Raw genomic sequence first — 13991 nt, forward strand, 5'->3', positions numbered from 1 at the left:
ACTGCATTTAAATTTCTTTCTGAAAAGTTCCGTTTATCTTCGGTGAGCATCTTTCAGAAATATGAGGGTCTTCGTTCTCTTTGCGAGAGGGATAGAAAGGGCGCGTTAGCGGTCGCTTGGCGACCGAAGCCCTGGATAGCCCGACCCCAAATTCGATCTTCAATTCAGAAATGTTAAAATAACCACTTTATTTTCTATTCGGATTTTTGGGGGCTCGCCCAAAAAAGAAATTAGCTGTTAGATGGGGTGATTTAAAGTGAGACCTCGTGAAGAGGGTGAAGTTACAAAATCTTTTCCTTAAGCAAATATTCTAGCAATAATAGTTGTGAGAAAGTATCGGAAGGTGCGGCTGGATCACCTCCTTTTATAAAGGAACCAATTACCTTTCGTTAGGATTGTTGTCACGCTACGTTGTATATTGTAAAAGAATTCTCTCTCCCCCTTCGATACGAATGGGCTCGGGAAAGATTTATACCAGTTCGCTGGTTCTGGATAGAAGCCTCACCTAACAAGTGGGGCTTTTTTGTTTTTTTGGGTGGGGGAGCAAGCTTGAAAAGGGATATGATTCTTTTTCCTTCTTATCTATGTTCATCTTTGGTTTCATTCTCTTTCAATGTTGCATCACCGATGAATCAGGAATCATTCTAGGGTGACTAAACCATATTCTTTCACTTGACTCTAGTTTTTTTTGTTTTATGCTATTTTTATGGGTTTTGCCTACGGACAATTACAGATCAAAAATCCCAAGAGATCTGATCTCCAACCTATCAGTGTAGTTGCCCTTGCCGATACAGGTTCCGTTTATTTGATTATTCCCGAACATGTCCGAGTCCAGCTGGACTTGCAAGAACATTCCAGAAAAGAAATTGAATTGGCGGATGGATCGAAGCAGTTTGTTCCTTATGTTGGGCCGATAGAAATTGCATTTAAGAATAGAATTGCGTTTGTTGGAGCCATTGTGATGGGCACTGAGGTATTGTTAGGTGCGATTCCAATGGAAGATATGGATCTCGTTGTAATTCCAAAAGAAAGAAAAGCGGATATAAATCCAGAAAATCCTAATTTTGCCGCAGCGAAGGCAAAAGGTTGTTTTTTCAAATAGTCATTTTGATTTTGAAAAATATGATCTGCTTTTTTCATAATACAAAAAGCAAACCAGGGTAAGGTAGATTCCGTATAAGTTTTTTTTGCTTACAGTTGCAAATTAATATACGGAAGATGTTTAATACTAACCCTTATTTCGTTTAAAGTAAATTCTAATCTAAGGGTTATGGAGAATCAATGTTACTGATTTTCCAAAATTACACTTAAAGTTTTAGAAAGATCGTCAAAGTTATCTCTTAGGATCATCATTGAAAATTGAGATGGAGTCGTGCCACTCGCATTATACAACCAACGATTACTAACGGAATTGTCTCGAGTCATTCCTAAGGTATTGGCTCCTTGCACCATCGTAGATTGCACGAACGGGCAGGAGGTTGAAGTGGATTTCCTTTCGCCTGGCCCAAAATCATTTAGGTCTGTGCCAGAATAGACGAACCGAACTCGGTCTGTACTAGCTACGCCAGAGAAAATTAATACAACACCTTGTATCTCACTACCACCATTTCTCGTTGTCTCCCATTTGTCAATCGTTCGCAAAGTGCGATTCACTTCAAATTTACCCGCTGCCGTTAAAGGACCTGTATTAGTCCGATACCCGCATTCAGTATTGACACTACTGGATGAACTCAGTGCGTTCAAAAGCAATAATTGGGTGATGTCGTCTTTTTTTTCAGTAGAACAGTTAGTTAAGGTAAGAAAGAAGGCAAGGCAAGGCAAGGCAAGGCAAGGCAAGGAATTGTTTCATAAGGTAACACTTATTACTTGTCTTTTAAAATTCAAGGAAATAATAATAGGGTATCTACAAAAAAAAGAGATTAGTTTTAAATAATGTGGGGATCCATCAGAAATCAATAATAAGAGAAAATTGGCTAGCGAAGCCAAAATCACCCACCCGAGTAAGGCCATGCGGGGATTGGCTCGTGGGAAGGTGACAATTTCCCCTATAAGACAATTCCACAAATCAAACAACTCTCTTCAGAAAAACCTAAATTATATTCTAAATCTTTTCACCTTTGCGCCATGTTGCACGGTAATGACTTAATGCACAGTGTTGGCGCTAGTTTAAAGGCGACCGTATTTTATTTGGAATGGTTAACCAGTTCAGTTGGTCAGGTCTCTCTCATATTGTAACTGTAATCCGCAGTAGATGATTTAATAAAAAAATGGAATGAATTTTTAGATTCTGTTTTTCCTTCTTTCATACTCCTGTTTGCATCAATTATTTTCGGATAGTTCTGTATTAATAAAAGTAAACGAAAATATCTATATGTTACCATCTTACACATAGTAGTTTCCCACATTTGCGGAAAACCACTATTTTGAAACGGCTTGTGTCATGTGAGAATGCAATCATGAAACGAGCCGTTTACCTTGCATTCAGTTTTCTCTTGTTAACGATTCAATGTGCGAACATTCAAACGAGATCAGAAGAGCGATTTCACAATCTTTATTACCAAGTTGCAATTGGTAATACGGAAAGAGTCCGACAGCTTATCAGTTTAGGTTACGATATCAATAAACCTGAAGACACATTTGAAAGGTTAACACCTCTGATGATTGCTTGTAAGGAAGGTCATACGGAAATTGTATTAATTTTGGTAGCGATGAAAGTTGAGTTAGATGCAAAAACCAGAAACGGACATACCGCTTTGATGATGGCATCTTTTAACCGTTACCCGCGAATTGTTAAACTATTACTCGATGCAGGAGCAAATCCTAATTTAGTCTCAAATGAAGGTCATACTGCCTTGTCTGAAATTCTTTTTTCCGAAAGAGAAGAGATTGTTCGGTTGTTGGTGGAGAGAGGTGCCAAATGAAGATGTTACCTTTCTCTCCTAGATTATTCTTTTCATGTCTGTTTTTATTGTTGTTTGTAAATTGTTCGAATACATTTTCCAATGATTCGATCGATAGTTGTAGGAAGAAGTGTGTAACGGACCAATCCCTTTGTTATCTCATTACGATGCAAAGTTCCTCTGCAAATCCCAATCAACTCAATCTTACCTGTCCAGTCCTATATATGGCTTGTTACTCCAAGTGTGATTCGAAAAGTCATTCTTCCTCATCTCGGTCTTCTTCGTCCAATCGATCTGGGAGTCGTTCTGGAGGTGGCGGTCGCTCTCCTTCAGGAGGTGGAGGAGGGAGTGGTAGCGGTGGATCCAGCAGTGGTGGTTCCAGTGGTGGTGGTCATGGAGGAGGAGGGCATTGAGAAATTATCTCCTTTCCTTCGATCCTATCGTTTCGCAATCGGTGTTTCGATTTGGCTCGGTAATCATGTAACATAATGTAAATGCGATTCCACAAACCCCACCTGAGTTAGGCCATGTGGGGTGTGGTTCATGGGCTTTGCGAATTTTCCCCTAACACAAACCAATCGTTTGTTCCACTCGATTCATGAATTTCCAAATTTGATTTCCAAAAAGTTCATTGTGTCGACTGAATCAAAGACAACTCATACACTCACTTTACCTTCTTAAAAAGATTTTTGAAAGTTCTGGAGTGTTAAACCTATTGAATCTTGATCGGATCCATCATGTATCGAGAGAGCGAATGTTTAAAATTTAAAAAACGAATCAAACAAAGTAAGTTTTAAAAATATCCGGAATCATGAATCTGGATAAAACGATAATGGTAAATTTATTTTTTTAAGAGACAAATTGAAATCAATCGATAGACTCTAGATTTTCGGGGGTCGACCATGATAGCCAATTTAAAACCAATCCTACCACTTACACTCATTTTATGTTTTACCTTAGTCTGTGGACCAAAAAGGGTAGAACGGTATTATCCTAATGCAGATATGAAGTTAGAGTATGCAATGAAAGACAATGATGTCGACCTTGCAAAAGAGGCAATCAAAGAAGGTGCAAATTTAAATCCTGTTGTGAAAGAATTGATGGGTTATACACCACTTAATTTTGCAGCCTCATTGGGGGAAGTTGAAATCGTAAAACTTTTGTTAGAGAGTGGTGCTAATCCCAACTTGGGAGACGTTTATGGCAAAACACCAATTATGAGTGCCGCAAGCTTAGGAAATTCCGATGTTCCGTCAGGGACTTATTTAGAAATCATTACATTACTGATAGAAAAAGGAGCCGATGCCAATGCATCAATGACCCATCATGTTGGTTCCAATGGAAAATTGACCAAGGGGAATGGAAGAAATGCACTCATTATGTTGGTACCAGGCTCCCCTACCTATCGTGCGAAAGAGAAAATGAACATACTTAGACTTTTGGTCGAGAAGGGTGCTAAACTAGATGCTATCGATATTTGGGGGCAAACTCCTGTTGGTGAAGCGATATTCAGTCATAACTTTGAAGCGGCAAAATTTTTACTCGAAAGAGGTGCAAATCCAAACCTTGCAAGAGAATTAGAACGTGCTGCCAATACTTCACTGATTCGTGTTGCACGTTACCTCGAGAAAGAAGATATCCTTCCCTTTTTAAAGTTATTACTCCAATACAAGGCTGATATCAATGGAAAGGATAAATATGGGGAGACTGCCCTCATCTCTCTTGCTTGGAACAATCGAATTGAGGAAGCGAGATTCTTATTGGAAAATGGTGCTGACATTCATGCAAAAACCATTTATGGTGATACTGCATTGCACAGGGCCGCGCAACAAGGATTTGGCGATATGGTAAAATTACTTTTGGATTATAAAGCCAATCCTAAAATAAAAGACAAAGATGGACGTACGCCACTTGCGGTTGCAAAATCATTTGGACATACAAAAGTAATTGATATCCTCAAAACATATTGAAACATTCTGGCTTTGTTGTCTTTGGCTCGGTTGTTGTTTGTTTTCTGTTTTCCTTTTGATGAAACAAAATGTACCAAGATCCAATCAGAATCAATCTCGATCCTTTTCATTGCTAAAATGCTAAAAAGGATCGAGGGCAGTTCTCAATGCTTTTGAATTAGAACGATCCATTTACTTCCGTTCCAATCCTCGTAATAGGCACTGGGTAACTCCAAATAAAGCATTAGAATCAAAATCGCATCGAACCTTCATCATTCATTCAAAATACTCGCAAGGAACAAGAAGTTTTGATAACCAATCTTTCGGCATGCGAAAGGGCTTAACATTCGGAAGACGAAAAAATCTTCTTGATCTTATGTTTCTACTGGGCTTTTATCCAACATGCCCCAATCGTTCCCTCACTCTCTCTTTCTGCTCCTTTTCGTTTTGCATTGTTCGACGATCAGACGTCCTGATCCAGATGTTTTTGTAAGAGCCGCCGGGGACGGACAAAACGAAATTCTTCGGACCTTCCTCAAAAATGGTGCGAATGCAAATGCACCCAATCGCCATTTAGTTTACCCGTTGCGAATGGCAGCTACCTGGGGGCACACTGATTCGGTAATGTTGTTACTAGATTCGGGAGCAAATATCAATGCACAGGTAGTTGGATCCCCCTCACGCGCGACCGCTTTAGAAGGAGCGGCAAGTGAAGGGCATATGGAAACGGTGAAATTGCTTCTCTCTCGAGGAGCCGATGTCAATTTGACTGCACCGATTGTGGCAGCTTCAGCAAATGGGCACACCGAAATCGTTCGCCTTTTAATAAAAAACGGTGCCAATGTCAATGCACAAAACAATGAACATACGACAGCCCTCTTCGAGGCAACCAAATCGGGTCATATTGAGATCGTGAACTTACTGCTTGCTTCAGGGGTAGATGTACATTGGGAGGCTAAAGGGGCAGGCAATCGGAGTGCACTTGTTTTGGCGTCTGGCAGAGGAGATTTAAAATTAGTGAAACTCCTGCTTGGAGCTGGCGCGAACCGAAAAGTGCATACAAGTAAAAGCCTAATTGCTGTTATAGGATATAAAGACCATCCAGAGAACCTGCAACGCGAAATCATACGTCTTTTATTGAAGGCAGGCGCTGACCCGAATGCATCAGATCATTTTGGGTTAAGTGTTTTGGGAATGGCAACGTTATACAAGCGAAACACTCTCGTAAAAGAATTGATCCATTATGGAGCCGATGTGAACGCAAAAGATAGAGACGGTCGCACTGCGCTGAGCATTGCTCGGGAACATCAATTCAATGACATCATACGGATGTTAGAAAAAGCTGGAGCAAAAGATTGATCTGTTTGGGAACGAAATATGGTCTGAAAATCAGAATGATGAATGAACCAACTGACCTTTTTCTCATCATTTAATTCTTTTGGTTAACAATCGTTAAGGAAGAACCTCTATCACTCCTAAAAAACGACCTTGGGTAGAATAATTATTGACCATTCCCAAACCTCCTGCCCAAGGATTGCATTGTCCACCAGCACTCCTCCAGATCGTAACCATATAAATTCCAGGTTCTATCGGAGCGGCAAGTATCCCATTGAAGGATAGGTTTTTGGGATGAGGAGCCGCATCGTTAAAGGTTTGGCAAACACGAGAATCAGGTGTTTGGTTTAATTTAGTGGATCCATAAATTCCGATTAGAAATGGTACGTTACAACTTACATTACAACTTCCAGTAATAGAAAAATCCAAAGAAAACGGAATGGTTTGGTTGGAAAGTCCCACCCAATGATTTGATCCTCCATTCAAACGAAATGTTTGTAATATGCTTCTATCAACTGAAACAAGTGTAACATCAGGTGCATCGTTATCTACGATACGAACTTGTATTTCATTTAAATTGATTGATTGGTAACGAGAATCATTGGAAAGTAAACTGGGTATGATTACAGCGGAATGGGCTCCTTCAGAAAGCGAGTCATCAAAAGCAGATACACTGAATGTTTGTGATACATTCCAATTTTCCGGTGTAAACACAAATGAACTTTGTCCCAAAATTTGGATTTCAGAAGCTGAGTTAAAGTTGAGTGTAACCGTGTCGAATGGTTGCGTTGATAATTGAATTTCAAATGAATCTGCGTTTCCACTTTCGGCTACAGAGAGATTTGTTTTGGAAAACAAAACCCCCACATCATTGCTATCGAGGATCATCACATCTAATTCAATTGGCTTCGTTTGGTTAAAATTGGGATCATTTGATAGAAGATAGTGTTGTATCTTGGCCTTCGAGATTCCCTCTTGGTACTGATTGGCGGTTGCAGTCACAGTTAGTGTTTGAGGTGAGTTCCAAGTATTCGGATCATACTCCAATCGAATCCCTCCCAAATTTCCGTTGATCATGAGCGAACTATCACATGAAATATCGATGGATACGTTTTCTGTCGGTGCAGTTTTTAGCTTGAGTTGGTATTCATCACCTTGATAACCTTCTACAACCGAAAGTTTTGTTTTGGAAAACTCCAACAATTCTTGATTTGTTGTGAGACTTAACCCATTTTGAAATATGCTGGTAAGAATGAGTTGGTTCTCCGTGGATTTTGATTTTGATTGGAATAAATCTTCAATGTACATTTCATAATGTGCATACCCACAGTTCCAAAAAAACAAATTGAAGAACAACAAAAGGAAACGATACCATTGTTTTAATTGAAAATCATCAATCAACAGCATAACGCACCTTTAAAATATCCCTTCGTAAATACTTTTGTCTTTTGCCGTCACTAGTTTCAAGTTCCAACTCCTCAGAATTTTGATTGATAACTTTTCCTTGTTTGATCCTTCCATCTATGAACCATACTAACGGTAACTGGGAATTGAAATTCTCACCTAATTCTCGTTTTGCACGATCTGTTAAGAGTTGAGGCAGCTGATTGTATTCCTTCTCTACTTCCTCTAAAATTTTCGATCTCTCTTTTACAAGGAGTTCTGTTTCCACTTCTGGAATTGGTCCACAGTCTTCATAAATCGTTGTTTTTTTCCCGATAGAAAATAAAACTCCAAGTGGAATGGTCCAAATAAGATCTGGAATCGATACTTCTTCTCGGATCCGAATTTTTTTGTATTTTTCTGATTGGAACTTAGTTTCGTTAATCGAATAGGAACCGTACAACCATGTGTAGGTTTTTATTTCAATCATTGGTTTGCATTCAAGTGGCGATACATACGAGCTTGTTACCAAGTTTCCTTGTTCGACCAAAACTTGATTTGTTTTGCAAGAGAATATAAAAATTAAAACAGAAAAGGAAATTAGGGCCTGAAAAAGGTAAGTGCGCTGGTTTTGGTACAATCTTTCCATGAAATTTTCCACATCTTAAAGATATAAAAATTACCAAGGTCTGTCGTCCCATTGTATACAATTGGACTAAAAAATGATTTCTTTTTAAGGTTTTGGTGTTGGATCAAATTTTTTCCGATATTCACTGGGGTTCAATCCCAAAGATTTTTGGAATACAGAATGGAAAGTAGACTTTGCATTGAATCCACATTCTAAGGCGATTTCCAAAATTGTTTTTTGTGGTTCCGTCTCCAATAGTTTGCAGGCCATATTCAATCGATATTCATTCAAATATTGCCTGAACGAGATCCCTTTTTTTACATTCAAATATTCTGAAAGTTGATGGGTCGTTACTTCAATTTTATCCGCAAGTTCAGGAAGGTTTAAATTTTCATTTTGATAAAGCCGATCCAATTCCATTACTTTTGTCAATTTAGTTTCAAGAATGTCCAAATCCAAGTCAGATAGGCGAGAATACTTGTAAGGTTTTGTTAATTCAAATTTAGATTTAATGAGATAATTTAGATAGAGTTTGTATCCTATGAAAAAAATAGGAATTGTGATTGCAGAAGCGAACAGGTGAGAATGTAAATATTCATTTCCCATAAAGATCCGTTCCAACAAAGCAAAAAAAGTGCGAATGATGAGAACAATACAAATCACTATCACCACTTTGATTGACTTTTCCCCTAACTTTGTTTTGGCCCTGTAAATGGTTACGAAAAGTCCATATATTTGAAAGATTTGGGCAAAGATAAGTAAAGTTGGAGAAAAATAGTCAGTTGAAGTTAAATTAGATTTAGTGAGGATGCGAACGAGGGTCTCATGCCGATTTTCGAAGTTCAATGCATAAAGCATCCCTGATATTCCAAAAAAGAAAATATGAAAACGTAATTGGTATAAGACTGAACGCACGTTTCTGCTTAATTCCTCACTAGTGGAAAGGTTTGCAATACAACGAAGAGATCTTGGCAAAGCCCACGCATGCACAAACATCATTGGACCTGTAAAATAAACCAAATGTGCTGCCATCACATGTTGGTTGGAGATAATCGACCATCCCAATAACATAAAGAAACTATGCACAAAATAAATCAAAACAAGATAGAGTCTCCATGGATGTTTGCCTCTGGATCCAATTTCTGTAAGTAGGAGGAGAAAGGACAAACCTCCAGACGCAAAAGTAATTCTTTCTAAAATGATATCCATTTTTGTAACATGATTTAAGAAATCAAAAAGACACCAATCGGTTTTCCAAGGAAGAGTCCGCCAATGACTCCATAGGAAACGGAATGTGACAACGAACGAAATAAGTCACCTTCGATGGTGATTCCCGCATTGGCAAAGGCATCGTTAATCCATAGTATGAGTCCTTTGGAAATTACGAAACTTCCAATTGAAAATGTAAGATTAATGTTTTTGAAATCTTCATAAACATTTTGGTAAGGAGAATTAGCCCATACTAGGGCAACGATAGATATAAAAAATAAAATCAGTCCACCAGTAGCTCCAAATTCTGCAAACCAACGAAAGGGATTGGTTAATTTGTATATTATCGCTTCTTTTTTGATCGAAGCAATCGTCCCAATTTTTTCCATATCATAATATTCTATCTTTAGTGATTCATGTCTAGATTTATCTAAACTATCTTGGCTAAATATTGAATCAAAAAAAATGTTTTATGCTATTAAAGGGTGTCCATCTTTGTAACGGCATCATAAAGTGGAGCATTCATTTCGGGATCGATGATGTAAATGATCCTTTGGGTACTGGAAGTTTGGCCTGCAAGGTCGATTACAGCTCTACGTTTGTCCATCCGGATTTCGTTGATATCAAAGTCGGCAATGCGATATTTGATTCCTTTTTTGAATAAAGGTTTGATTGTGCATAACCTTTGTATTTTAGGCCTAGTTTGGAAACGATCAACTTCTAAAATTTTACATATATCAAAATGAACTTGTTTTTCTGAATCAATGGAGGCAGTGATGACATAATCACCAACATTGATGATATTTTGGTTATTGGTTAAACTTGCACCAACATAGTCTAGTAAGTGACGAATGTTTCGATTGCTATAGGAAAAAAATGAATCGTTGACGATCATTTTTAATGCAGTTGCCGAATTGAAGGCTTTTCGCCAGGGTTGGTTTGTTGTTAAACTTGCATATTCACTTGCAAGTGAAAGAATCGCAATGTCTTCTTCAAAATTAACTGAGTTTACATTAGATTCTTGGATTCGAAGTTGAGCATCAATATCCGCTACAATCATTTTTTTACTTGGATCCTTAACAAACTTATCTCGTAAGACCATCAGTTTTCTGAACACTGTCTGATTATCAGGGAAGTTATTATTGATAGAGCTACCTCGGAAGGGTCTGTGATGGTTGAGTACAAGGGTTCTAATTTCTTGTGTGATTTCTGGTGCTGCTAAAGTCATCAGATAACTGATAATAGGATGTTGTTGGATTGCATTGTATTCTTCCTTGGTCAAATTCGGTTTGTCTGGTAGGACTAATTTTGAATAACCAATGTCTGCAAGGAAACTTGCTGTCATAACAGAAAGATGGTCTTTTTTGTTTGGTTTGTTGTCTTCGCCAACTCCAATTTTTTTGGTTCGGACTTTCATTCCCATGGCAACTATCGTTCGTTTGGTCATGAGCTCAGATTCAACTGGAACACCAGCATGATTCAATATTTCTAATATATTAAATAATCCTGATTCAAAATCTGGATTACTTGTGAAATCATCTAAAACTTTTCCAATTGATTTGTGAACTCGTAGCGCATGGTCTGAATTGAATGCTTCTTTTTTTAGCTCAAGGATTAATGTTTCCGTTTGTTTCGCAAATTCTGTTGTTTTGTCTGGATCAAAAAGTTTTGTGTTACGAGGGTCAGAAGTTTCTCCCGATGGGACTCGCAACGATTTGACTTCAGTTTTGAGGTAGTAGGCACCTTGTAATTCAATCTTCAAAAGTTTCCCAAAATCCTCTTCTGTTGGGTTCTTTTTTTTGGACATGATGAGTTTCCCTGTGCGATCATAAAGATCGAGTGGGATTTGTTTGTTTTTGCGGTAACTACTCAATAAATCATCATTGAATTCAAATTTAGCAAGTTGGTCAGGGGTGATGGAAGGGGTATCGCTCAAAAATGAATGTCCAGTGATGATATGATGGTTTAGGGATATCGGACGAAAAGAAGTACCTGTTCCCAACAATCAATTTCCATTTTTTTTACGTCGAAAACACATACTGCAAAGTTGAATGTTTGCTTTGGGAGATTTATTTTGATAACGAACCAATCGTTCGAAATGCACGGCGTGATTTTTTTCCTTCAATCGTATCGGAAGTGAGTGAAACAATTTGCATTCAGAGGCCGATGTGTTAAGATACCGATGTTGCGGTAGTGAACTGATTCAATCCATGAAAAAAATAATCCTTACCTTATGTGCTTTTATCCTCATTGCAAATGTCTCTCTTCGAAGTGAAACCATACTATTGAAGTCCGGAGAAAAATGGGAAGGTTCTATTTTAGCTCAAGACAAAGATTCTTTGACGATCAAACTTGCAGACGGAAGTACAAAGGTATTTCCCAAATCTTCAGTTCGAAAAGTTTCCTTTGCAAAGAAGCAAGAGCCGACTCCTTTGAAAAATGAAACCCAAGTTTCAGAGAAGGAAAGGAAACTCAAAGAAGAAAAAGAACTCGCTGAAAAACTAAAACAGGAAGAAGCAGACCGTAAAACCAAGGAATCCAAAGAGAAAAAAAGAGAAGAAGACCTTTCACAGGCGAGGCGCCATTACCTCGAAGGTTCCTTGGGAGTGGGAAGAGGTGATAGCCAATCAGAACTTAGACCTTTTTTCCAAACGATCCAATTTGCGGGCCTTCTTTTTAGTAGTAATGGCCAAGCGGAGATACAAACAACCCCTTACGTAACAAGAAACCGAAGTGCGACCGCCCGTTTGTTTTATGCTTGGAACCGGTTCACTGTGGAAGTTCGTGGAACAGAGGCAAAAGGTAATTTAGAAATTGAAGGCATTCAAACTCTTGCATTTGGAAGTGGAGGAGGATCATCTTCCATTTCCGATAGAAGTACAAATGTTCTGGTTGGAAACGGTGATACAAAATTTCAAAAATTTTCTTCGAGAGTTGGTTTCTCACCTTACCCACATCCTGTCCTTGACCTTCAAATTTTAGGAGGTCTTGAAAGGATTTGGACGAAAAGTAACCAAGAAGTTGATAGCATAGGTGGGATTACAGCCACGGGACAGAATCCCAATCGAATCAATTACCGCAATACAACCAGTCATCTTAAAGGTTACAGTGTTGGCATTGGATTCGAATGGAAATTTTGGGAAAGGTTTACTCTGCAAGGACAGATTTTACATTTGGATATGCAAGGTCCATCTTCCTTTCGGAGTAATGAATTTCGAACGGATTCCACTTCTTTTCGTTACAGTCAAAACGGCCTTGATTACCAATGGAAATCGATTGGAACGGAAGTGAATTTAAAATTCACAACAAAAGTCAAAGAGAACTTAAGTGTATTTGTCGAAGCAAGTAACATGACTTTAAATAATAAAATACAGTCAGGTTACATCACCGAAAACGATGGAAGAGGAAACTCTGATCCTTCCCAAATCTTACTTAGCTTTTATGGACCTAAAACGTTAATTCCGATGTTGTATGATTCGAAAACAAGTTTGAGTTATGTGCAAGTTGGAACCAATTATCGTTTTGATTTTTAGAATCATAAACAAGTATCATTGCAAGTTTCCATGATAAACTTGGAATGATACGGATACGAAAAGGTTTTTTCATTGTGAAGGAACAGATTATATAAAGTTGAGCAACATCTTCCAGATCATTATGAAAGTTTTTTTTATAATAGGGAACTCATTCGCTTTTCCAATTTCCATTCTTCGGCGGATCTTAAAATTTCTTCTACAAGCATCGTAAGTCCAGGACCAGATTTTTTCCGATAACAGAGATAAAATTTTCTCTCAGCATTCCAGTTTTCGAATTTTATTTTTTTTAGTTTGGGACTCATGGAGTATTCAGATAAAAATCCGATTCCGAGTCCTGCTTCCAAGGATTTGATTACGGATTCGACACTCCTGAGTTCCATGGCGATATTGGAACTAAACTCTTTTGTAAAGGATTTGATTTTTTTTTCCACAGCTTTTCTGAGAGCAGATCCTGGGTGGAAAAAAACAAATGTATGTTTTTTTAAGTCTTCGATTTTGATTTTCTTTTTTAAAAAAATAGGATGATCTTTTGCTGCACAAGGGAAGATCCGATCGGATAAAAATTCTACAACATTTAAACTAGGTTCTGAGATGGGCCCTGTCAATATTCCAAGATCAACTTCTCCCTTTAAGACTGCGTTTTTCGTTTCAATGGCATCTCCTTCTCTAACCGACAGAGAAAGCCCTTTTTTTGTTTTTAGGATTTCCTTTAAAATTTGAGGTAAAATCCAAGCAGAAACAGTTCCTCCTGCGGAAATAGAAAAGTTTCCTTTCAGTTCATTGTCTTTGGAAAAACCATTTTGTATTTCTTCCCATAATTCTTTCATTCGAATGGAATATTGATAGAATCTTTCACCTTCTATTGTTAAGCGAACTGTCCTTCCTCCTCTTTCTAAAACACGGACTCCTAATTCCTTTTCCAAAAGATAAATCTGTCTAGAAAGTGCCGGCTGTGTTAACCCCAGTCGCATAGCTGCTTTTTGGAATGTTCCAACTTCTGAGATTGCGAGGAAATAAGTGATTTGTCTGAATTCCATATGACATATAACATTTT

General features: G+C 38.1%; 13 protein-coding genes. 6 read left to right on the forward strand and 7 right to left on the reverse strand.

Annotation, left to right across the window (positions count from 1 at the left end; all coding sequences use genetic code 11):
- Nucleotides 1-706 precede the first annotated feature (706 nt).
- Nucleotides 707-1102 (forward strand): pepsin/retropepsin-like aspartic protease family protein, encoded by a 396-nt coding sequence (locus LEP1GSC202_RS15760; RefSeq protein WP_039929231.1) that lies wholly within the window; start codon nucleotides 707-709, stop codon nucleotides 1100-1102.
- Between the two features lie 182 nt (nucleotides 1103-1284).
- Here the strand turns inward: LEP1GSC202_RS15760 and LEP1GSC202_RS15765 are convergent, their stop codons facing one another.
- Complete coding sequence (locus LEP1GSC202_RS15765; protein ID WP_156825405.1) at nucleotides 1285-1653, reverse strand: hypothetical protein; 369 nt, start codon at nucleotides 1651-1653, stop codon at nucleotides 1285-1287.
- Between the two features lie 770 nt (nucleotides 1654-2423).
- Here LEP1GSC202_RS15765 and LEP1GSC202_RS15775 point away from each other — a divergent pair.
- The 4 genes from LEP1GSC202_RS15775 to LEP1GSC202_RS15790 all read left to right on the forward strand — a co-directional run bounded on the left by LEP1GSC202_RS15775 (nucleotide 2424) and on the right by LEP1GSC202_RS15790 (nucleotide 6208).
- Nucleotides 2424-2921 (forward strand): ankyrin repeat domain-containing protein, encoded by a 498-nt coding sequence (locus LEP1GSC202_RS15775; protein ID WP_015678872.1) that lies wholly within the window; start codon nucleotides 2424-2426, stop codon nucleotides 2919-2921.
- Entirely contained in the window at nucleotides 2918-3313 is a 396-nt protein-coding gene (locus tag LEP1GSC202_RS15780; protein ID WP_039929236.1) for a hypothetical protein, read from the forward strand. Before LEP1GSC202_RS15775 ends, LEP1GSC202_RS15780 begins: the two co-directional genes overlap by 4 nt.
- 489 nt (nucleotides 3314-3802) lie before the next feature.
- Nucleotides 3803-4870, forward strand: a complete 1068-nt coding sequence (locus tag LEP1GSC202_RS15785) for an ankyrin repeat domain-containing protein (protein ID WP_015678801.1) — start codon at nucleotides 3803-3805, stop codon at nucleotides 4868-4870.
- 381 nt (nucleotides 4871-5251) lie between these two features.
- Entirely contained in the window at nucleotides 5252-6208 is a 957-nt protein-coding gene (locus tag LEP1GSC202_RS15790) for an ankyrin repeat domain-containing protein (RefSeq protein WP_015678786.1), read from the forward strand.
- Nucleotides 6209-6301: 93 nt separating this feature from the next.
- On the opposite strand, the gene LEP1GSC202_RS15795 is transcribed toward LEP1GSC202_RS15790, so the two are convergent.
- The 5 genes from LEP1GSC202_RS15795 to LEP1GSC202_RS15815 form a co-directional block, all read right to left on the reverse strand.
- Nucleotides 6302-7591, reverse strand: a complete 1290-nt coding sequence (locus tag LEP1GSC202_RS15795) for a hypothetical protein (RefSeq protein WP_039929238.1) — start codon at nucleotides 7589-7591, stop codon at nucleotides 6302-6304.
- Nucleotides 7578-8216, reverse strand: coding sequence for an LIC_13076 family protein (locus LEP1GSC202_RS15800; RefSeq protein ID WP_015678840.1), 639 nt, complete (start codon nucleotides 8214-8216; stop codon nucleotides 7578-7580). Before LEP1GSC202_RS15800 ends, LEP1GSC202_RS15795 begins: the two co-directional genes overlap by 14 nt.
- An 84-nt stretch (nucleotides 8217-8300) precedes the next feature.
- Nucleotides 8301-9404 carry a helix-turn-helix transcriptional regulator gene (locus LEP1GSC202_RS19500; RefSeq protein WP_015678802.1) on the reverse strand — a complete coding sequence of 368 codons (1104 nt, stop codon included), beginning with the start codon at nucleotides 9402-9404 and terminating at the stop codon, nucleotides 8301-8303.
- Between the two features lie 14 nt (nucleotides 9405-9418).
- Nucleotides 9419-9793, reverse strand: a complete 375-nt coding sequence (locus tag LEP1GSC202_RS15810) for a Na+/H+ antiporter NhaA (protein WP_015678757.1) — start codon at nucleotides 9791-9793, stop codon at nucleotides 9419-9421.
- Nucleotides 9794-9882: 89 nt separating this feature from the next.
- On the reverse strand, nucleotides 9883-11340 hold the full coding sequence (locus LEP1GSC202_RS15815) for an HD-GYP domain-containing protein (RefSeq protein WP_039929281.1): 1458 nt from the start codon (nucleotides 11338-11340) through the stop codon (nucleotides 9883-9885).
- Between the two features lie 274 nt (nucleotides 11341-11614).
- Between LEP1GSC202_RS15815 and LEP1GSC202_RS15820 the strand changes: the two genes are divergently transcribed.
- Nucleotides 11615-12937 carry an LA_0442/LA_0875 N-terminal domain-containing protein gene (locus tag LEP1GSC202_RS15820; protein WP_015678772.1) on the forward strand — a complete coding sequence of 441 codons (1323 nt, stop codon included), beginning with the start codon at nucleotides 11615-11617 and terminating at the stop codon, nucleotides 12935-12937.
- Between the two features lie 134 nt (nucleotides 12938-13071).
- On the opposite strand, the gene LEP1GSC202_RS15825 is transcribed toward LEP1GSC202_RS15820, so the two are convergent.
- Nucleotides 13072-13974, reverse strand: a complete 903-nt coding sequence (locus LEP1GSC202_RS15825; protein ID WP_015678890.1) for a LysR family transcriptional regulator — start codon at nucleotides 13972-13974, stop codon at nucleotides 13072-13074.
- Nucleotides 13975-13991 lie beyond the last annotated feature (17 nt).

Source organism: Leptospira yanagawae serovar Saopaulo str. Sao Paulo = ATCC 700523 (assembly GCF_000332475.2).
Lineage (GTDB): Bacteria > Spirochaetota > Leptospiria > Leptospirales > Leptospiraceae > Leptospira_A > Leptospira_A yanagawae.